The organism is Bdellovibrionales bacterium, assembly GCA_016716765.1.
Classification (GTDB): domain Bacteria; phylum Bdellovibrionota; class Bdellovibrionia; order Bdellovibrionales; family UBA1609; genus JADJVA01.
In genome coordinates this window covers 182,772-202,381 of the sequence record JADJVA010000020.1, presented here as the reverse complement: position 1 = coordinate 202,381, position 19,610 = coordinate 182,772, and the positions used below count along the sequence as shown (strand labels likewise).

The following is a 19,610-nucleotide window of genomic DNA, read 5'->3' as shown; positions in this document are numbered from 1 at the left end:
ATTGATATAACGATGATGCTTGTTGCGGGGGGGACTGCTCTCTCGGGTCTTGTCGCCTTCCTTGTTTATTTTTTTCGACGGTCCACTGACAAACAAAGTCTTCAAAAATAGTGAAGCTGTAACTTCGAAAGTCTCAGCTCCCACCGCACCTGTAACTCTCAGTGCTCCGGCAGCTGAGCTGGCGCCCGCACCCGCACCCGCGTTCGAGCCTGAACCTGCACCCGCGCCCGCACCTCCAGCGCCCGCGGCAAGGCCGATCCCCAAAGATCTCACTTCGGCCTTAGCCAATACGCGAGCAAGTCTTTTCGGTCGCATCAAGGGATTGTTTGCCGCAGATCATGATCTTTCGGCTGATGACCGTGAGGCCTTAGAAGAAATTTTGTACACGAGCGATTTAGGTCCTAAAACTGTTCAAAGATTGCTCGATGCTGTGGATGAAAGCTTAAGTCATGGCCAGAAATCAGATTTGGAGGCAGTGAGAAGGGCTCTGAGTTCTGAAATTTTGAAGATATTTTCTTTTGTGAATGAAGAGCAAATAAATGGCGAGGCCAGATTGGCGAAATCAAATGATAATGTGAGTGGAGTTCTTCATCTCACTGGAAGTATTGAGACGAAGCCTCTTGTTTGGCTGATTGTCGGTGTCAACGGTGTTGGGAAAACAACAACAATCGGAAAACTCGCAAATGCTGTGGCCAAAAGTGGAAAGAAAGTTGTGGTTGCAGCCGGAGACACTTTTCGGGCTGCGGCAGGCGAGCAGTTGAAAATTTGGAGCGAGAGAGCGCAGGTTGAGATTTTCTCTCCTCCGGGAACGACAGATCCGAGTGCTGTGGCTTTTGATGCCTGTCAGATGGCTAAAGCAAGAGGCTTTGACGTTGTGATCATTGATACGGCTGGACGCCTGCACACGCAGGCAAATCTCATGGAAGAGCTGCATAAGATGAAGCGAGTTGTTCAGAAAGTTGTTCCTGATGGTCCCCATGAAATTTTGCTTGTTCTGGATGCCAACTCAGGGCAGAACGCGCTTGTTCAGGCGCGAAATTTTCACGATATTCTTACATTGTCCGGAGTGGTACTAACAAAAATGGATGGGACAGCCAAAGGTGGCGTTGCTGTAGGCCTTGCCTGCGAATTGGGACTCCCGATCCGCCTTATTGGCGTTGGCGAAGGGATTGACGATTTGCGTCCTTTTTGCAGCAAAGAGTTTGTGAATTCAATTCTCTGAGCTCGCTAATTCCAAATTTATTGATATACCGGGAAGTTCTCACCTTCGACAATTTCCAAAAGTCCATTCACCGGGTCATGCACGGCGGTTGGCCCTTAAAACTGTAGGCCTTGCATCTTGAGTCATGGTGCGTAATAACCCCCGGCAGAGTCCGGTAAAGGAGCACCAAATGAAGAAGAGATTTAGCGAGGAACAAATAATTTCTGCAGTAAAAAAACTGGAGACGGGATCGCCAGCAAAAGAGGTGTCGCGCGAGATGGGCGTGACGATTCAGACTCTCTACCATTGGAAGAAGCGTTTTGGTGGTATGGACGTGACCGACGCCAGACGGCTGAAAGACCTGGAGATGGAGAATACGCGCCTAAAAAGGATCGTGGCGGACCAGGCTCTCGACATCGTCATGTTGAAGGATGTGAACTCAAAAAGTGGTGAGGTCCAGCGACAAGAGAACGGAGGCCTCATACCTTGTTGAAAAATACGAGGTCTCCAAGGCTCGAACCAGCTGTCTGCTGGGCCTTCCCATCACCACCTTGTATTATAATCCAAAAGAGAATGGAGACCAGCCTCTGGCGTCGCGATTGTCGGAGCTAGCGACAGAGCATAGAAGGTTCGGTCACCCGCGGCTATTTGTTCTTCTCAAGAGGGAAATATCTGATCTCAACCACAAACGATCGCGTCGGATTTATCAAAAACTAAAGCTTCAGATTGGACGCAGGAAGAGAAAAAAGCTTGGATCCTGTCCCAGACTGCCGGCCACTCAAGCAATGGGACCCAATCAAATATGGGCTATTGACTTCATGTTCGACTTTATCGAGTCAGGAAGGCGCCTTAAAATTCTCACCATTGTCGATGAATTCGCAAAACTCTCCCCCGGAGTTCTGGTTGATCAATCCATTCGAGGAATTGACGTCACCGAATATCTCGACCACTTAGCCGGGGAAAATACCCTCAGATCATCCGGGTCGATCAGGGTACGGAATTTACGTCGAGGGCGATGCTTGACTGGGCCTATCGTCATGGCATTCAGCTGGAGTTTACAAAGGTAAGAAAACCTTAACCAAATTGTCGAATCTTTCAATTCGAGAGTTCGTGACGAGTGCCTCAACGAGTTACGTCTTTTTTCTCTCGAAGATGCTCGAGAGAAAATCGACACCTGGCACTGGAGGTACAACAACATCAATCCACATTCAGCACTAGGAATGAAATCTCCAATTGAATTTGCAAAGGAACAGGAATCTATGTTAGCAAGCTAACGCCACATGACTCAGGTTACTCGACCTACAGAGTCTTGGGCCAACCGCCGCAGAATATCAAGAAAAATCCTATGATGACATGAATGTCTTCGATGATCAATTTGATTTGACCGAAGCAACGCTGTCGATTGCAATTGCGCTTTTTGGTGTCACGGCATTGACTCAGAAAAAACCTCTGTTTTTCTTTGCCTTAATTCTTAGCTTGATGGGCTCCATTTTGGGCTTGGTCGGCTTTATGGGTATTTCCATTCATTTTAATTTTATCTCAAATATATTGGGCTGATGAGATGTCACATTCCGGAGTTTCCTTTCAGGAAAAGGCGTTGTGAAAGGCCCGATCTGCAGTGGTCTGACATTGTTTTCCAAGCCTATCAATGAATTTCGCCGGCCAATGATTTTCAGGGTGATCGACATTTAAAGACATTTAAAGACATATAAATACGAGGGTCTGCGTTTTGTTAGGTGATCTAATACAACGGGACCCATTGCCCGAAATTGTCATCTCCGTTTCCTATTTTCAATAAAATCTATCTGGCTTGGCATTTAAGTGGGTGATCACGATGGCATCCCAAATGCTCTAGAAGTCCCTTGTAATTTGAGCTCAACATGGAGGAGAGCAATGACTACTATAACAGGGACGAATTTGAAGTTGTCTAAAAATGGGTACCGCCGCGCCATTGGGCTTGGTCTGTTTTTAGTTTTATTTTTTTGGATACAGTTTGCCGAAGGCCAAAGGCGGAACGACCCTCCGGCATTAGGCGGAGCCTCCGACGCACAAAGAGCGTCGAAAGGTTCGATGTCAGGCAAGAGTGTGGCGTTTGACCAAACAAAATTGCGAGCAAGTGACACCTCTTCGTTGGAAACATTTCGACGTAGTATTGTGAATTCTGCTCTTAGCTACGACATTCCTACTGATCTTTCAGGCGAAGATGAGAAGAATTATGAAGAAAAAGAAACGAAAGAAGAGAAAGAACTTTCTTTCCCGGGTTTCCCTCGAGTCTGGACAGAACTATCGATGGAGAACTATTCGGGCGTCAGTGCATATGCGTCAGCAAGTGTACCTGTCCCCTTTCTCGGAGCAATTACCTATGGCCTAAAAGTGAATAAAAATTATAAGTATTCAGTTAAGACAACGTTTATTTTGGTGGCTTCAGATTCTTCAGATCACTCAAAATATTCGGACCAACCGAAGGTCCGACAGGTTAGTGAGGATGAGGATAACTTTCTAGTTCTTAATCACCAGACTATGCACGCTTACCCAAAGGTATCGGATGAGAACCCAATGGTGGGGCTTTGCTCCTATGATATTTCCCTATCAAATGAATTCCAAACTCAAGACGGATTTTCTTTCAATAAGGCGGTCGGAGCACTCGCCGCTGCTGTAGGTCTCACATGGGAAAAGGGAACGGTGGAGGTTGCTAAGACAACGCGTTTTTCAAAATTTATTAGGTTGGATCCTACGATATCGATAGATCAATATCTGAGAACTGTGTGCATGGAGAAGTTCAGTGAATCAAAACGGAGAGAAACCGCATCACATTTTAATAAAATTGTGTTGTCGCAGATGTGGCACCACAATCCAAATAGCACATGCACACCTTCCTTGGATAATTTCAAGGAGAGGCTCCCTGGGGGTGATCGTTCTTGCATGGAGTGGTATTCTGATAATTTCGATTCCAGTTTGAGAAAAAGAACGATTCCACGTTGCGAGATTCATGCAGATGGCACTCATCGCTGTGTATTGAAGTCTCGTGAAAATGCCACCTGTCCGATGTTCCTTGATCGCAAAACGGGCACCTATAGTCCCTTTTTGAGCCAAAAGAATCGAGTGTCAGTGACCTCGGGGGCCTATGAAAGACCTTGTGATGATACGTCCGGACTGAAGTGCCAATTTGTGGATCAACCCTCCATGTTTGCACTTGGAATTCCTCTCTTGATGGGGTCCGCTCGGTGTTCCCGATAAAATTAACGCGAAGCAATGTAAAATTTTAATGAGGTACTGGAATGCGAAAACGCGTTCCAGACTGGCCTTCGGCCATTCACGGGGCTTCACGATTATGATCGTGATCACAATTGTCCCCTTATTTTCCCTTCAGATTTAAATAGAATTTTCCGACTCTTAGAGTTGATATAGTATTTGAGAGGTTCCTTGTCGAGGGCTGAGCGTTTGGCATTGAGTGGTTCAAAACGATGATGTCGCAGCATTCTTCTATTTTATTGACCCTTTCTGGTGTCTCATTTTTTATGCTGGGGATGAATCTCGCCAGCGAAAACTTGCAAAAGCTTGCCGCCAATCGAACACGTGATTTGATCGTGAGTCTTTCTAAGCGTCCCTTTTTTGGAGTTTTGGTTGGAATCGGTCTGACTTTAATTATTCAGAGTTCGGGCGCCGTGACCTCCATGTTGGTTGGTCTTGGTTCTGCGGGAGTGTTTGGCCTCCAGCAAGTCATGAGCGTGATATTAGGGTCGACGGTTGGCACTACTTTTACAGTGCAACTGCTGAGCTTGAATGTGGCCCAGTACGGTCTACCCATTTTTGCCGTCTCTTTTACAATATTTTTTCTCGCAAAAAATCGCATTCTTAAACAAGTGATGGCGACAGCCATGGGCTTTGGTTTGATTTTTTTTGGCCTTGAGATGATTGGCTTCGGAACGCAAGAGTTAAGGAATGTGCAAACCTTTTCTGCTTTTTTAAGAAGTCTGAATGAGAATCCGTTCCTAGCATTATTAGTAACAGCCACATTTACGGGAATTGTTCATAGCAGCGCGGTCACGATCGGTTTTGCGATGGCCCTGACAGTTTCAGGCCAAATCAGCCTGGTCGATGCCGTGTATTGGGTTTACGGAGCCAACATTGGAACGACCGCGACAGCCCTCCTTGCCAGTTTTGGAGGAAATTATGTGGGCCGTCAGGTGGCCTGGGCTCATTGCTTCTACAAGATTGTGAGTGTTTTGTTGTTTCTGCCCTTTACAGAGCAACTGGCTAATTTGTTTGGTTCAGACAGTCCGCAGAGGGATCTAGCAAATATTCATACGGCCTTCAATGTTGGAGCTGCAGCTGTCTTCTATCCCTTTATCAAGCACGGCTCCAGACTCATCGAAAAGGTCTTCCCCCCATCCGAATCAGAAAAGGAATTCACCGTTAAATTCCTTGATCGAGGAAATTATCAAAGCACATCCGTTGCTGTCGCCCATGCCGAACGTGAAGTTTTGAGGATGGCAGATATCGTATTGAGTATGGTGAAAGACTCTTGCAGAATTTTGAAGGATGAAAGCCCTGACCTCGAACACGATATTCGTCTGAGAGATGATTGGGTGGATCTTCTCAATCGCGAAATCAATTTATTTTTAGTTAGGCACATGGAAGACGGCGACATCGTTGCACAAAAAAACATGATGCGAATAATTGATTTTTCGGCTGATTTGGAGAGTGCCGCAGATGTGGTTGACAACAGCCTCTTAGATTTAGCTCGCAAAAAGCACACTTTAAAGTTGGAATTCACGAGCGAAGGTTGGAAAGAGATTCAGGAAATTCATAAGGATGTAGTCCAAGCTGTGGAGATGTCGATTAGCTGCTTCCAAGTAGAGGATAAGGAGCTAGCTGCTAAGGTCATCTTTCACAAGAGAGAGATTCGTCAAATGGAGCGACGCTTTCGGGAGGCCAATATAGAACGCCTCGTCAAAGGCCGCAATGCCTCGGTTAACACAAGTTCTATTCATTTGGATGCCCTCACTGAGTTCCGTCGTATTGTTGGGATCGTCTCAAATCACGCCTATGGCCTTCTCAAAGATGCTGATCCCTATAATGCTCTGCCGCGTCGCTGACCAAAGGCCGAATTCTCTTAAAGGACCGCTTTAGGTTTGACCCTTTATTAGCTATATATTATCAATATTACTGGAGAAAACTAAAAGGTTGGTAGTGGGAGAGTGGGAGAAATCATGGAAGAAGAAACCAAGAGGACGTATGAGGTGTTGATTGCCGGACTGCCTCTGAAGCTTCGTTCTTCACATGATGACAAAACGGTCGCAAAGCTTGTGGCCTTAGTGGATGAAAAAGTGAATGAAGCCATGGGTGGGCACTCAAATGTGTCCTTTCAAAATGCCCTGTTGCTTGCCTCCTTACATATTGCCGAAGAGCTGATTCTACTCAAACGAAGTGCATTTGAAGAACTGCATGGGTTGGAAATCAAGGCTCAGGAAGTTCTTACCAGTCTAGAGTCTTCTCCATTAACCCAGACCGGGTTGGATCACTGAGTTTAATAGAAGATGGAGAGCGAAGTTTGGATTTACGGGTGAGAAAGCAATGACAAAATATTATTTATCTTTGATTGATTGATCAATTGGGTTATTGCAGCTGACTTAATTATGTTTTGGTTCCCCGCCCCTCTCTCTCAAATTATTAAACTTTAGATAGGTTCAGTCTGGATCTCGCGAAGTGCGAGGCGATGATGTTACGGAACTTGGATCAAAAAATAGGAAAAACAGCCGTACGCAAAGCGTATCTGGCTCAGAGAACTGAGTTTGTTAAGAATTCTCATGCTCGTCTTTTTGCCATTAACGCAGCGATCAGTAAGAACGTCCTGGATCTTTTGAAAAATAAAAAACCAAGTTTGATAGCGACTTACAGTCCTCTCAAAGAGGAGGCAGATCCAAATGGTTTTCAGCAGTTTCTGCCCGATTGCTCGTTTGCTTATCCTTCGGTCGATGGTCCCAATCTTTTGTTTTGGGTCCCACATGGCCAATTGGAGATGGATCCAACAGCATGGCGGGTAGGTCCATTTGGTATTCAGGAGCCCGACCCACAGAAAAGCAAACAGGTACAAATCGATGATTGTGATTTTATTCTTGTACCGGGAGTTAGTTTTGATCGGTGTGGACGGAGAGTAGGCTATGGCAAGGGTTTTTATGATCGGGCTCTTGGCAAAGCTTCAAAATTAAAAATTGGTATTTGTTTTTCTGTTCAGCTGTCGCAGGAGCCGCTTCCTTATGGAGAAGGTGATGTGAAGATGGACTGGATTGTGACTGAAAATTCGATGCAGGAGTGCGTCGACTGAGAAAGGAATTGGAGTCATGGGAACCGAAATTGTTGTTACCGGATTTGTGAGTCTGGTTTTGGGTTTGGTCGGTGGAGTGGGCGCGTTGATCCTATTCTACAAAATGACTGGTCAAAACAAGATTCAGGAGACGGAAAAAGAGGCTGAAAAAATTGTTCAAAGAGCGAAAAACCAAGCCATAAAAATTGAAAGAGACTCAGCGAGTAGGGCCAAGGAATTCGAAGCTCGTGCTCGACGCAACGTTGAAAACGACATTAAGAAAGAAAGGCAGAAAGCAGAGGGAATAGAAAGGCAGTTGAAAGATAAGGACGCTCGCCTGGAATCTGACTATAAGAGAAAGAATGAAGCTCTTGAAAATAAAATCCATGATTTGGACGAGAAAGCTGAACGCATTCAAATCACTCAATCTCGCATCGCAGATCTGGAGCAAAAGGCTCAACACCAGATCAACGATCTGAGAGATAAGTTGGAGAGTGTGGCAAACATGAGCTCTGATCAAGCTCGTGACGAGCTTCGCCGGGCTCTGGAAGACGAAGTGAGAAATAACATCTCGGGTGAGCTTCAGAAGATCGAAGATGACGCCCGTGCTGAAGCCCATCGCAATGCGAAGCGGGTGATATCTGTTGCCATTTCCCGTTTTGCAGGTGAGGTCGCCGCTGAGCGAACCGTCGCGACGGTCCCTCTGACAAGTGATGAAATGAAAGGAAAGATTATTGGCAGGGAGGGGCGCAATATTCGCGCGCTGGAGGCAGCCTGTGGGGTGGATTTGATCATTGATGAGACTCCAGAAGCCGTGATTATTTCCAGTTTTGACTCGGTCAGGAGAGAGGTCGCTCGCTTGGCCTTAATAAAATTGATTGAGGACGGGCGAGTTCACCCCGCTCGAATTGAAGAAGTTGTCGACAAAGTCAAAAGTGAACTGTTTGCCAGTATCAAAGAAGACGGAGAGAAAGCTTGTTTTGATCTCGGAGTTCATGGTTTGCATCCGAGTATCATCAATCTCTTGGGTGGTCTGAAATATCGCCACACCGAAACTCAGAATTTACTTGCACATAGTATTGAAGTTGCCATGGTGGCCGGCATGATGGCGGCTGAAATTGGTTATGATGAGAAATTGGCAAGGCGCGCGGGCCTTTTGCATGATATTGGAAAAGCCATTGATCACACCGTCGATGGCAGTCACGCGATGGTTGGCGCTGAATTTGCGAAACGCCACGGTGAGAAGGAACAGGTTTGTCACGCGATTCGTGCCCACCATGATGAAGAAAAACCGGAATCCATTTTGGCACATTTGGTTCAAGCAGCGAATAGTCTTTCTAAGGCAAGGCCGGGTGCGCGTCGCCACATGATGGAAAATTACATTCGGCGTCTTGAGGATCTTGAGTCGATCGGAAATAGCTTTGACGGAGTGTCTCGCACGTTTGCAATTCAGTCGGGCAAAGAGATTCGGGTTTTGGTCGACAGTTCAAAAGTAACAGATGAGCAGTCGATCATGCTCAGTCGTGATATTGCACGTAAAATAGAGCGGGAACTAAATTATCCGGGTCAGGTAAAAGTGACCGTGGTTCGCGAGACTCGTATGGTTGAGCACGCGAGATAGGATTTGAGAGGGGTTTGCAATGTCTCGGTTAAGTCCCAGTGAACAGGTGAGAGAACTCAGTCGAGGAGTGGTTGATTTCATATCCGAAAAAGAGCTGTTGGAGAAGCTTGCCCGTTGTGAAAAAGAAAAAAGACCCCTGAGGGTTAAGGCAGGATTTGATCCTTCACGTCCTGATCTTCATCTTGGACACACTGTGCTCATGAACAAGATGAAGCAATTTCAAGACTTGGGCCATGAAATTATTTTTCTAATTGGCGACTTCACGGCGATGATTGGCGATCCCACTGGCAAAGTTGAGACTCGTCCGGCTCTCACAATGGAAGAGGTGAGAGTGAACGCAGAGACCTATGCCCGGCAGGTATTCAAGATTCTCGATCCTGAAAAAACGCTTGTGGATTATAATTCTCGTTGGATGAATGATTTTACCTCAGCTGATTTTATTCGGCTTTCTGGTCATTATACGGTCGCCCGAATGATGGAAAGAGATGATTTCTCGAAGCGATTTCAGAACCACCAGAGCATTTGTATTCATGAATTTTTGTATCCCTTGGTTCAAGGCTATGATTCTGTTGCGCTAAAGGCAGATGTCGAGCTCGGAGGCACTGACCAAAAATTTAATCTTCTGGTTGGTCGGGACTTGCAAAAGTCCTACGGAGTCGAGAGCCAGTGTGTATTGACTATGCCCATTCTTGAAGGCCTTGATGGGGTTCAGAAGATGTCAAAGAGTCTGGATAACTACATTGCGGTGGAGGACAGTCCTCGAGAGATGTTTGGCAAAACAATGCGCATTTCGGATGAATTGATGGTTCGTTACTATGAACTTCTGACGGATAAAACCAGCGGGGAGTTGGATGAATTGAAACGGATGCTGGGGTCAGGACAGAAGCATCCCAGGGAGGCCAAAGTCGAGCTTGCTCACTTTTTTGTCTCTCGGTTTCATTCTCTTCAGGAGGCAAACAGGGCGATTGAAGAGTTCAATCGCATTTTTGTGGACAAGGGGCTGCCTGACGAGATGCCCGAATTTAAGTTGTCAGCCGAGAAGGGATTGTGGATTTGCCATTTGTTGAAGCAACTTGATTTGGTGACATCGACGAGCGAGGCGAGACGGCTGATTCAGGGACGTGCGATCGAAAAGGGTGGAGAGAAAATTGAAGATCCACAAATGAAAATTGATCTCACTGCCGGCGATGAATTTATTTTAAAAGTTGGCAGAAAGAAATTTGCTAAAGTTCAGGTGTTAAAATGAAGGTTAAATTTCTTCCCCAAGGAATCGAGCTCGAGATACAACCCAATCAAACAGTGATGGATCTCGCACATCGAAATGGAATTTTTATTAAGTCCATCTGCAACGGCGTGCCCAACTGTGCCGAATGTCGAGTCAAGCTCGTTGAAGGGGAGTACAATGTGTTACCTCCCTCAAGTAAGGAGCTCTCTTTGATTGGATCAGGTCACTTCATTGACCAACGTCGCTTGTCCTGTCAGCTTTACTGTTTTGGCGATATCACTGTCGATTTGACAGAGCAGGAAAAGAAAGAGCATGAAGGCCCCCCCGGCTCACGTCGATTTCAGGTTGATCTGCGAAATGAAGGAGTCGTGTCTAAAGCAGTAACCGGAAATCTAATCCAACAAGATGATGATATTGTCCAGGCCATAACTGAGGATTTGGCTCACACCAATGGCCCCGCAGTTGGCAAAAAAGGGGAGCCAAATTTAGGTAGTTCCAAGGCTCGACTGGAAGCAATGATCAAAAGGACTGAAGACAAATCAAAGAATCAGTCAGACTCGGATCGGCCCTCATCAAACAAACGCCGCCGCCGCCGGCGGCGATAGGGTAGAAATATCCACATGATTCACGTGTGAGGACAAATAGAGGGAATTGTTGAAGCAGTCCCTGTTATGGTACTTATGATTACCTGCTGCAAAAAAATGAATATCAAACAGGCGGCGGCGTGGGCCTGAACGGAATTGCCTGGGCTCTTTAAACAGTCGTCTTCTTTCGTGGAGTTGCACGAGTGCCTTAGTTCACGGTCCCACTTTTTTAAAATTGATCGCGAGAACTGGTGCAACATACCAAGGACTGGGGGGCGGGATTTCGACAAATTAAATAGAGCTTCTCTCGACAAATACTTTAATTCCCTTTTCGCAGGCGTCACATATTTTCTTAAACTCATTGTCGTTGGCGCGACCATCTCTTTTAGCCCAGGTTTTTATTTTGCTGTAGTTAACTGGATGACGCTCGCAAATCCATTTTGCTTGATCTAGGCCCTGAATATCGCCAGTGGAACAAAAACTAAGAAGTCTATCCATAACCGATTGTGTGGGAGAGAGCATTCTGATTTTTTCACCTGCGACCTCTCGGTACTCTATATTTTCATAGCGTACCGGCGATCCTCCAAAATTGATGGGTCCTACGGGAAATTCAACCAATATTTTAGTGTTCGGGTGCCCTAAATTTTTATTGTACTTCGTAATGGGCTCAAACCCAATTTCCTTCATTACTGATAAAATGTGTTGGTGATCATTTGGACTAATAAAATCTAAATCGTGAGATTCGTATATATTGGCACCTGTATAAATGGTGACAACAGACCCGCCGGATAAGACTGCGGTAATATTATTTTTATCTAAATGTTTCCAAACGATGGCGGCGAGTTCAGCAACTGTAGTCGACTCTGATATTTTGTCTTTATCGGGCATACGATCCTCCTAGAGTTTTGCCACGACTACGTCCGCGTCTACGAACAAGATAAAAGTCTTTGTACTGATCTTTTGACATACTTGTTTCGATATATTTTTCTAGCAATTGACGAAGCTCATTTTTAATAGGAGAGCGGGGATTAAAATAGTAAATGATTTGATTTCCCATTGGACGGCTGGACACGATACCCGCACTTTCTAGTTTGACCAATTGAAGGTAAATTTGCGTTTTTGAAACCTTAAAGGCATCAGAAATTTCTTTCGCGGTCCCTTCTTCATATCGAGCGAGAAACATAAGGGCTTGCGTTGCTGTTAAATTACCAAATAATTTTGCTATTTCCACATCAACGCTCCTGGATCAAGTGTACATTAAAATCGGAATAAAGTTAATATCAATTAATATTAATATTATATTGATTAATATTGAAATGATATCGTTTATAATGTAACATATTGTATTTATTGTATAATATATAATACTATATAGGGGGTGTTAGCCTCAAAATCACTCTATTTGATCTTATAGATAATATATGAAGTATCGCTACCCAGTGCATTGAACGGAACGCCCTCATCGAGAATCCAATATTTCCCACGCCAAAGTTCAGGATGAAGGGTTTCGATCATCTTATTCATCTGGACCAGCTAGAAATATCCGAAAGCGAAAGACAAATGGCACGAAGCCTTTTGCCGCCACTCTTGAAATGGCTACTTGCTGCAAAAAATGAATATCAAAATGTGGTCGTTTATCGCAATTTGCAACAGGTAGTCTCTATAGGTACATCTTTCACGAACGCAAAGCTTACGCCAATGGCTATCCGTGAGCCTTGATGTTCAATATACATGGGTACAGGCCCAGCATGCCAGAGTGGCTCTGCGCTATCAGGTCCATAAAAAACTTTCCCCTCAGTGCCAAAAAAATAAAGAATTTCATTTTTTGCGGCAAACTTAATGTTTTCCTTTTTTACCCAAAGGGCACCATCTCCCAAATAAGTATAAGGGTCAATATCCTCCGGTACTCTTGACAGAGGAACAAGGTCAATCGAATCTATGTATCGGGTCGTTAAACCATCATTTTCAGCAGCCAATGTGACAAAACCGATGAGACCAGCACCATCTTGATGAAAATTGCCAGTCGCATCTCCAATTTTACCTTTGGCATTTATGAAAATGACGACTCCACTAGGAACGGCTGAGTAACCTATTGGAGCAAGATCCTGTGCATTTTCAGTGATTTCATTTGTGACGGAAGCAAAATACCTGAGATCTTCATCTCTTTCCAAATGTTCAATCAGGTTGCCCTCAATCACCAAGCCGCCCAAAGACTCTGCCGGATTCCTAATAAAATCCCTCCCTAGAATTCTAAGGTTTTCTTGCCGTCCGAATCTTAGAAATAATCGATCTTTCAATTTCTCATCTAATCGATTTGAATGCAAACGAGAGCTGACGTGGCCTTGAATTTTAAGGATAGCTAAGGTGGTTGAACAAGATCTTGAGTTTGGCTCAGCGACTCCTGTTTGAAGCCCTAACAGCGTAGAGAAAACTAACCCAACTATCAAATAAAAATTGATTTTAGATGAAGAGAGTCTGTTTCGCGAAAACAAGAGAGCCAAAGTGTTACTATTCCAGGCCAAGTTTAGGACCAAGATTGATCTGGCAGACTGTAGCGATAACTGCAACGGCGCAGTTACGAAACTCAAAATTAGAGAATCCACTTATTTTTATCCCTATGATGAAAAGAAAAAAACTAATTTTGCGTGGAACCAAAGGTCGAGAAAGAGCCCATTCTCGCATCAGTCTTGATCGGATACCATGCAAAAGTAATATTTTTACCAAATGTTCTCCGATTGGATGGACTCACCGCCTTTTTTCATAACCAATCAAGCGCCCTTGAAGGCACATGATTCGGTAGCGGCGGCTGATTTTTTCACCTGCGACCTCTCGGTACTCTATATTTTCATAGCGTACCAGCGGTCCTCCAAAATTGATGGGTCCTACGGGAAATTCAACCAATATTTTAGTGTTCGGGTGCCCTAAATTTTTATTGTATTTCGTAATGGCCTCAAACCCAATACCCCTGAGACTTAATTCAGCCAGGGACCCTGGGAGTTTGGAACAACAATCAAGTTGGCCAGTTTATGCTCAATTAAGGATCTGGGAGTTATCAATCGCGATTATTTGGCGCGCTTCAGATCGCATTACTTTTCATCGACTTGCACGGCGTTCGGACAGCCCTTCAGGATCTTTGCTAGATCCGCAACTCCAGCGTCGATACCTTCCATGACTGATGGGGCGCAGGCACCTTGATTGAAACGAAGCGAATTATGGCCGCCATCGACCGTGATCACTCTGATCGCGTGGCCTTGGTGGTGCTCGAAATGGTACGCACCCTGCGAGATGGCAGGTGTGGCGACATCGCTATCTCCAATGAAATAAAAAGTCTTGGCCATATACGGGAGTTGCGCGGAGTCGTAGGGCGACGTGACCTTCAAGCCTCCGCACTAGCTTCCTTCTTCAGCAAAATTTCGGACTAGCCTGCCGCGAACAAAAGTCACGTCAAGGTCGCTCGTGGGAGTCGTATCTGAAATCTCTCGACAGACAACCTGTCGATAAAGCTCTACAGCGCCCGGCTCTGTGTGTGGCTGGGCGACGGACAATCCGAGAATCTGATTGAGGGCGTTTTGCCGGACATCTTCAGGCTGAGTTACTGAAAGTGCTGCAATCAGGATTGCACCGTCCGCCGGTCCGCGAGGAAGCAGAGCTGTTAGCATGCGTGCCCACCCCTCGGCTTTAATGCCGAACGGGGCGTCGTTTACGTCGAGCTCGGTGAGCACGTCCTTGGGAAGTACTTTTCGAATGCGATCCCACTGGACAATGTATTGGGCACCTTGAAAATCTCTATCGCCGTTGCCAAATATCCTACCAAGAACACCTTCCAAGACCACCGCCTTGGGTGGTGGGGCCATTTTGTCGCGCTCCAGGACGTGGGCTACGGTCGTTGCCAGCAAGGTCCCGTAAGAGACGCCAAATAGGATGTAATTGTCGAGCTTTCGATATCGAATTGCCGCAATCACGTCCGCTGCAATCTCTTGGGTTCGAAAGAAGGCACTGGACACATTGGGAGGGGGAAGCGCAGCGAGCGAATTACATCCGACCCCTCGTGGGTCAGTAAATAAATATCCCCAGTCACTGGGCACGAACGCGGGCGGATGATCAATGGATGTGCCCCCGGGTCCTCCCGGCAGGAAAACGAGCACGGGGGCGCCTTCGCGAGTCGGCGCCTTAAACCGAAATCCATACGAAAATACTCCAGTAGCCGCTCCATCACTTGAGATGGGACGCCTGAGGCGAAAGATTTCAGAATCCTGGCAGACTGCCGGTAGATTGCTGGCAAGTTGGAGTTCATTCTCGTGTGCGGTCACATTCGCCGAGAAAAGAAAGCCAGAACCAAAGATAAGAGAAATGGCCAGGCGCTGCGAAATCGCTCGGCCCAAAACGTTCAAAGATTTCATGGTAGTCACTCCCCTTTAGGAATAAATTTTTCCACTGAACCGATGTCCCGGCATTTCAACCTTGATCAAGGGAAATTCCAAACAAATTTGGTGTTTTTTTAAAGTATGAAAAAGGAAGTCAAATGTTGAACTTGAATGAAACTGACAGTTTCACTCTGACGAGCGGTGGTTCTGTAACATCCGCCCGTCTTCCGGATCAATGGGACTGCGCCCCGCCCCATCATATCCTTTAAACTCCAAACGAAGTGCCGCATCCACAGGTCTTGGTGGCATTTGGATTATTGAATACAAAGCCTTTTCCATTCAGTCCACCGCTGTAGTCGAGGCTGAGGCCCACTAGATAGAGCAGACTCTCTCCGTCAACGATGATCTTTTCGTTAAAATACTCGAACACTTTGTCGCCATTGGCGACCTTCTCATCAAAATCCATTTTATATGAAAAACCAGAGCAACCGCCCTTCTTCACTTTTACGCGAAGCATGGCTTGCTGATGAGCTCCGTCTTCGTTTCTCAATTGAGCAATCCGCTTCGCTGCATTTTCTGTTACTGTTATCATAATTATCACCATCCTGCGGGAAGAGGCCCATCTTGATTCGGGCTAATAAGGCAAATTATAGCATATATGATTTGGGAGTGGCTAGAAGTAAAGCCGCACACTTTAACCTCCTGAAATCTGCCGATTTTTTAGAACCATCTCGACTATTTTATCGATTGCAAGTTCGATGTCTGCGAATGTGGTCAGGCGGCCCAAACCAAGACGCACTGTTGCTCGAGCCAAACGGTCGGAGTGCCCGATCGCTTTGAGGACATGGCTCGGAGAGGAGGTTCCTGAAGCGCAGGCCGAACCGGCACTGAGGGCGAGTCCATTTAATCCAAGGGCAAATATGTCGGCGGATAGGCCTCTAAACGAAAAACTGACATTGGTTGCAAGTCTTTCTGTGGGGTGACCATTGAGAGAGGCTTCGGGGAGTTGACTGAGCACACCACTGATCAGATGCTTTTGGAGCTCCTTCAACCTCTCAGATTCTATGTTCATGTCGCTGAGGGCGAGCACAGTTGCGGCACCGAGGCCAACGATGCCTGGGACGTTGAGAGTGCCGGGGCGAATTCCATGCTCTTGGGTTCCGCCACTGAGGACAGGAAGAAGTTCAACTGTGGGGTTCTCAGATCGCACAAAAAGAGCTCCTATTCCTTTGGGCCCGTAAATTTTATGGCCAGAGAGGCTCAAGAGATCAATGGCCATGTCCTCAACATGAATGGGTAGCTTTCCAAACGATTGGGCGCAGTCTGTGTGAAATAAGATATTTTGCGATTTTGCCCACTGTCCAATTTCGGCAATTGGATTGATGGTTCCAATTTCATTATTTGCCATCATGACAGAGATCAGGCGTGTGTTTGGTTTAACTGCCCTTTGGATACTCTTGAGGGAGACTTGTCCAAAGCGATCGGGATCAATGACTGTCACCTCAGCTCCAAAGCGCCTCTGAGCAAATTGAAAAACTTCGAGAACAGATTTATGCTCGGCCTGGTTCGTGACAAGGTGGGGCGCCGAGTTGTCGTAACCTCTCTGTTCGCCCTGGTCGCCCAGCTTTGTGACAAGCCCAAGAATGGCCAGATTGTTGCTTTCAGTGGCTCCACTCGTAAAATAGACTTCTTTGGGTTGGCAGTGGAGGGCCGATGCAATTTGTCCACGAGCTTTTTCGACGGCCATGTTTGCGGACCATCCATAAGAATGGCTCAGACTCGCTGGGTTTCCAAACTCTTCGACAAAATAGGGCCTCATGGCCTCGAAAACCGAGGGGTGCAAAGGGGTCGTCGCATTGTAATCAAAATAGACGGGTCTTTTCGTTGTCTTCATTGAGATTCCATTCAAAAACGAAAGGGTAATGTCAATCCAGCGAAGACATATCGCATTATTGAGTCCAAGGTCACTCAATTATAGAGTCTTTGGAATGAGTCATAAATCAAACCAAGAAATGGCAAAAGGACTAGATTTTTCACGTTATTTTACCCAACAGGGGCGTGATCCTTATTATACCAATGTTACCTGGGAGAAAAGGGACAGTTCGATCCATGACAGTCAAGGCCGAGTTCTTTTTCACCAGACGGGAGTCACAGTGCCCAAATTCTGGAGTCAAACGGCCACCGACATTGCCGCATCCAAATATTTTCGCCAGCGTGATGTTCCTCGCTCCATTTGTCCAGAAGGAAAAGAGACTTCCGTTATTCACATGTTTGAACGAGTTGTGAAGACTCTCCTCTTTGAAGGAAAAAAGCAAAACCTTTGGGCGAGCGATGACTCTTCTCAGATTTTTGCCGATGAACTTCGCCACTTGCTTGTTCATCAATTCGGATCATTTAACAGTCCCGTTTGGTTCAACTGTGGATTGAGTCATTGTTATGGAATCAAATCTCAATTGAAGACTTGGTACTGGGATGATGATCTGGGCTGTGTGAAAGAAGGAGAGGATGCTTTCCTGCGACCGCAAGCTTCGGCTTGTTTTATTCTCAGCGTAAAAGACGATCTGACGAGCATTTTTGAAGTGGCTCTTAAAGAGGCACGAATTTTCAAATATGGTTCTGGTTCCGGAACCAATTTTTCGACCTTGCGGGGCAAGCAAGAGGAACTTGCTGGTGGTGGTTTCAGCTCTGGCTTACTTGCTTTTTTAGACGTTCTTGATCGTGGGGCTGCAGCGACAAAATCTGGTGGGGTAACAAGACGAGCGGCCAAGATGGTTTGTCTGGACGTGGATCATCCCGAGATATTGGATTTTATTCGCTGGAAATATCGGGAAGAAGAAAAGGCCAGAGCACTTTTGAAAGCCGGATTTTCGGGAGGCCTTGACGGAGAGGTTTACCACACCATCAGTGGGCAAAATTCGAACAATTCCATTCGGGTCACAGATTCTTTTATGGAAGCGGTTCTCAACAAGGGGAATTGGGAGACGAAAGCTCGAACCACGGGCAAAGTGATTGGTGTTTTTAAGGCCCAGGACATTTGGGATGAAATTCTCAAAGCAATCTGGCATTGTGGAGACCCCGGTATTCAATTCGATTCGACCATTCAAAGCTGGCACACGGTTCCCTCGAGCGGTCCGATTCGGGCGAGCAATCCTTGCTCCGAGTTTATGTTTCTGGATGATTCTGGCTGCAATTTGGCCTCTCTCAATTTGGCGCGCTTTTTCAATGAGACGACTGGCGTATTTGACTTGGAGGGACTGAGATCGGCGGTTCGCGTGTTCCTTACGGCCCAAGAATTATGGGTGAGCTATTCCAGTTATCCGACCCCAGAAGTGGTTAAAAATAGTCAGTACTTTCGTCCCTTGGGCTTGGGATTTGCAAATCTTGGAGGGCTGCTCATGCGCATGGGGCTCGCCTATGATTCGAAAGAAGGTCGCTCTTGGGCTGGAACAATTGCGGCTTGGATACAAGCCGAAGCTCTTTCGACGAGCGTGGACTTGGCCGAAGTCAAAGGAGCCTTTGTTGGGTATAATAAGAACGAAATGTCCGTACTCAATATTATTTCTCGACATCAGAAAGCAGCAGAGAAGCTACTTACTTCACCGATTCTTCCAAAAAACATGAGAGAGGGTCTGAGCGAAAAGTTCTCTTTGATTTTGGAGAAAGCAAAGAAGGTGGGAATCCGCAATGCTCAAGTCACAGCGATCGCTCCCACAGGTACTATCGGACTTCTCATGGATTGCGATACAACCGGAATTGAGCCTGAGTATGCCTTGGTCAAAACAAAAAATCTTGCGGGAGGCGGAACTGTTCGCCAAGTCAATCAGTCTCTGCCCGTTGCGCTGAGAAGGCTTGGTTACAGCCCGACTCAGTCTCAAGAGATCTTAGATTATATTCTTAAATTTGGTCACACGGGCCAGGCTCCCTTTTTGAAATCAGAACACACAAAAATTTTCGAATGTGCAAGTTTTATAAAAGGGGAACAGGGGCTACCTCCCGAAGCTCATCTTGAAATGATGGAGGCCGTTCAAACCTTTGTCAGTGGAGCGATATCAAAGACAGTGAATCTTCCAGAATGGGCAACGACCGAAGATATCGGCCGGCTCTTGCTTATGGCTTGGAAAAAGGGCTTAAAGGCCATTTCCATTTATCGAGATGGGAGCAAATTTGTTCAGCCCCTATGTCCATTTGTTTGTATTGACCCCAAAAGCTCCTCAAACTAGTATTTGACGGCCATTCAACCGAGGGAGAACAAGGTGTCAGATCACTTAAAATCAGAGCTGTCAAAATTCGATCTATTCAATCCAACGC

Annotated in this window: 20 protein-coding genes; 13 read left to right on the top strand and 7 right to left on the bottom strand. The window is 46.1% G+C overall.

Annotated features, from left to right (window positions below; translation table 11 throughout):
- Positions 1–19: 19 nt before the first annotated feature.
- The 12 genes from ftsY to IPL83_09680 all read left to right on the top strand — a co-directional run bounded on the left by ftsY (position 20) and on the right by IPL83_09680 (position 10,959).
- Entirely contained in the window at positions 20–1,222 is a 1,203-nt protein-coding gene (gene ftsY, locus IPL83_09735) for a signal recognition particle-docking protein FtsY (GenBank protein MBK9039427.1), read from the top strand.
- Between the two features lie 169 nt (positions 1,223–1,391).
- Positions 1,392–1,694, top strand: a complete 303-nt coding sequence (locus IPL83_09730) for a transposase (GenBank protein ID MBK9039426.1) — start codon at positions 1,392–1,394, stop codon at positions 1,692–1,694.
- A complete protein-coding gene (locus IPL83_09725) occupies positions 1,648–2,268 on the top strand; it encodes a transposase (GenBank protein MBK9039425.1) in 621 nt (206 codons plus the stop codon). The genes IPL83_09730 and IPL83_09725 overlap by 47 nt, the downstream gene beginning before the upstream one ends.
- A gap of 15 nt (positions 2,269–2,283) precedes the next feature.
- On the top strand, positions 2,284–2,475 hold the full coding sequence (locus IPL83_09720; GenBank protein MBK9039424.1) for a transposase: 192 nt from the start codon (positions 2,284–2,286) through the stop codon (positions 2,473–2,475).
- Positions 2,476–2,554: 79 nt separating this feature from the next.
- Positions 2,555–2,758 carry a DUF4337 family protein gene (locus tag IPL83_09715; protein MBK9039423.1) on the top strand — a complete coding sequence of 68 codons (204 nt, stop codon included), beginning with the start codon at positions 2,555–2,557 and terminating at the stop codon, positions 2,756–2,758.
- A gap of 336 nt (positions 2,759–3,094) precedes the next feature.
- On the top strand, positions 3,095–4,438 hold the full coding sequence (locus IPL83_09710) for a hypothetical protein (GenBank protein ID MBK9039422.1): 1,344 nt from the start codon (positions 3,095–3,097) through the stop codon (positions 4,436–4,438).
- 227 nt (positions 4,439–4,665) lie between these two features.
- Positions 4,666–6,300 carry a Na/Pi cotransporter family protein gene (locus IPL83_09705; protein ID MBK9039421.1) on the top strand — a complete coding sequence of 545 codons (1,635 nt, stop codon included), beginning with the start codon at positions 4,666–4,668 and terminating at the stop codon, positions 6,298–6,300.
- Between the two features lie 114 nt (positions 6,301–6,414).
- A complete protein-coding gene (locus tag IPL83_09700) occupies positions 6,415–6,729 on the top strand; it encodes a cell division protein ZapA (GenBank protein MBK9039420.1) in 315 nt (104 codons plus the stop codon).
- Positions 6,730–6,920: 191 nt separating this feature from the next.
- A complete protein-coding gene (locus IPL83_09695; GenBank protein ID MBK9039419.1) occupies positions 6,921–7,529 on the top strand; it encodes a 5-formyltetrahydrofolate cyclo-ligase in 609 nt (202 codons plus the stop codon).
- A gap of 16 nt (positions 7,530–7,545) precedes the next feature.
- Positions 7,546–9,129 (top strand): ribonuclease Y, encoded by a 1,584-nt coding sequence (gene rny / locus IPL83_09690; GenBank protein ID MBK9039418.1) that lies wholly within the window; start codon positions 7,546–7,548, stop codon positions 9,127–9,129.
- Between the two features lie 19 nt (positions 9,130–9,148).
- The gene (locus IPL83_09685) at positions 9,149–10,375 is read left to right on the top strand and encodes a tyrosine--tRNA ligase (protein ID MBK9039417.1); all 1,227 of its coding nucleotides are present in this window, start codon (positions 9,149–9,151) and stop codon (positions 10,373–10,375) included.
- Positions 10,372–10,959 (top strand): 2Fe-2S iron-sulfur cluster binding domain-containing protein, encoded by a 588-nt coding sequence (locus tag IPL83_09680; protein ID MBK9039416.1) that lies wholly within the window; start codon positions 10,372–10,374, stop codon positions 10,957–10,959. Before IPL83_09685 ends, IPL83_09680 begins: the two co-directional genes overlap by 4 nt.
- 270 nt (positions 10,960–11,229) lie before the next feature.
- Here IPL83_09680 and IPL83_09675 read toward each other — a convergent pair whose 3' ends face one another.
- The 7 genes from IPL83_09675 to IPL83_09645 all read right to left on the bottom strand — a co-directional run bounded on the left by IPL83_09675 (position 11,230) and on the right by IPL83_09645 (position 17,196).
- Positions 11,230–11,826, bottom strand: a complete 597-nt coding sequence (locus tag IPL83_09675) for a hypothetical protein (protein MBK9039415.1) — start codon at positions 11,824–11,826, stop codon at positions 11,230–11,232.
- The gene (locus tag IPL83_09670) at positions 11,816–12,169 is read right to left on the bottom strand and encodes a winged helix-turn-helix transcriptional regulator (protein ID MBK9039414.1); all 354 of its coding nucleotides are present in this window, start codon (positions 12,167–12,169) and stop codon (positions 11,816–11,818) included. Before IPL83_09670 ends, IPL83_09675 begins: the two co-directional genes overlap by 11 nt.
- Before the next feature lie 403 nt (positions 12,170–12,572).
- Positions 12,573–13,235 carry a hypothetical protein gene (locus tag IPL83_09665; protein ID MBK9039413.1) on the bottom strand — a complete coding sequence of 221 codons (663 nt, stop codon included), beginning with the start codon at positions 13,233–13,235 and terminating at the stop codon, positions 12,573–12,575.
- Positions 13,236–14,024: 789 nt separating this feature from the next.
- On the bottom strand, positions 14,025–14,318 hold the full coding sequence (locus IPL83_09660) for a hypothetical protein (protein MBK9039412.1): 294 nt from the start codon (positions 14,316–14,318) through the stop codon (positions 14,025–14,027).
- A 9-nt stretch (positions 14,319–14,327) separates the two neighbouring features.
- The gene (locus IPL83_09655) at positions 14,328–15,338 is read right to left on the bottom strand and encodes an alpha/beta fold hydrolase (protein ID MBK9039411.1); all 1,011 of its coding nucleotides are present in this window, start codon (positions 15,336–15,338) and stop codon (positions 14,328–14,330) included.
- 229 nt (positions 15,339–15,567) lie between these two features.
- Entirely contained in the window at positions 15,568–15,894 is a 327-nt protein-coding gene (locus IPL83_09650; GenBank protein ID MBK9039410.1) for an iron-sulfur cluster assembly accessory protein, read from the bottom strand.
- A 102-nt stretch (positions 15,895–15,996) separates the two neighbouring features.
- Positions 15,997–17,196, bottom strand: a complete 1,200-nt coding sequence (locus IPL83_09645) for a cysteine desulfurase (protein ID MBK9039409.1) — start codon at positions 17,194–17,196, stop codon at positions 15,997–15,999.
- A gap of 94 nt (positions 17,197–17,290) precedes the next feature.
- On the opposite strand from IPL83_09645, the gene IPL83_09640 reads away from it, so the two are divergent.
- Complete coding sequence (locus tag IPL83_09640) at positions 17,291–19,522, top strand: vitamin B12-dependent ribonucleotide reductase (GenBank protein MBK9039408.1); 2,232 nt, start codon at positions 17,291–17,293, stop codon at positions 19,520–19,522.
- The last annotated feature ends 88 nt before the right edge of the window (positions 19,523–19,610 follow it).

Bases quoted from the DNA above. Each gene is read 5' to 3' on its own strand.
- IPL83_09650 (MBK9039410.1), bottom strand. From the start codon at position 15,894: ATGATAACAGTAACAGAAAATGCAGCGAAGCGGATTGCTCAATTGAGA.
- IPL83_09645 (MBK9039409.1), bottom strand. From the start codon at position 17,196: ATGAAGACAACGAAAAGACCCGTCTATTTTGATTACAATGCGACGACC.
- IPL83_09705 (MBK9039421.1), top strand. From the start codon at position 4,666: ATGATGTCGCAGCATTCTTCTATTTTATTGACCCTTTCTGGTGTCTCA.
- IPL83_09685 (MBK9039417.1), top strand. From the start codon at position 9,149: ATGTCTCGGTTAAGTCCCAGTGAACAGGTGAGAGAACTCAGTCGAGGA.
- rny (MBK9039418.1), top strand. From the start codon at position 7,546: ATGGGAACCGAAATTGTTGTTACCGGATTTGTGAGTCTGGTTTTGGGT.
- IPL83_09680 (MBK9039416.1), top strand. From the start codon at position 10,372: ATGAAGGTTAAATTTCTTCCCCAAGGAATCGAGCTCGAGATACAACCC.
- IPL83_09715 (MBK9039423.1), top strand. From the start codon at position 2,555: ATGAATGTCTTCGATGATCAATTTGATTTGACCGAAGCAACGCTGTCG.
- IPL83_09710 (MBK9039422.1), top strand. From the start codon at position 3,095: ATGACTACTATAACAGGGACGAATTTGAAGTTGTCTAAAAATGGGTAC.
- IPL83_09675 (MBK9039415.1), bottom strand. From the start codon at position 11,826: ATGCCCGATAAAGACAAAATATCAGAGTCGACTACAGTTGCTGAACTC.
- IPL83_09655 (MBK9039411.1), bottom strand. From the start codon at position 15,338: ATGAAATCTTTGAACGTTTTGGGCCGAGCGATTTCGCAGCGCCTGGCC.
- IPL83_09695 (MBK9039419.1), top strand. From the start codon at position 6,921: ATGATGTTACGGAACTTGGATCAAAAAATAGGAAAAACAGCCGTACGC.
- IPL83_09640 (MBK9039408.1), top strand. From the start codon at position 17,291: ATGAGTCATAAATCAAACCAAGAAATGGCAAAAGGACTAGATTTTTCA.
- IPL83_09730 (MBK9039426.1), top strand. From the start codon at position 1,392: ATGAAGAAGAGATTTAGCGAGGAACAAATAATTTCTGCAGTAAAAAAA.
- IPL83_09700 (MBK9039420.1), top strand. From the start codon at position 6,415: ATGGAAGAAGAAACCAAGAGGACGTATGAGGTGTTGATTGCCGGACTG.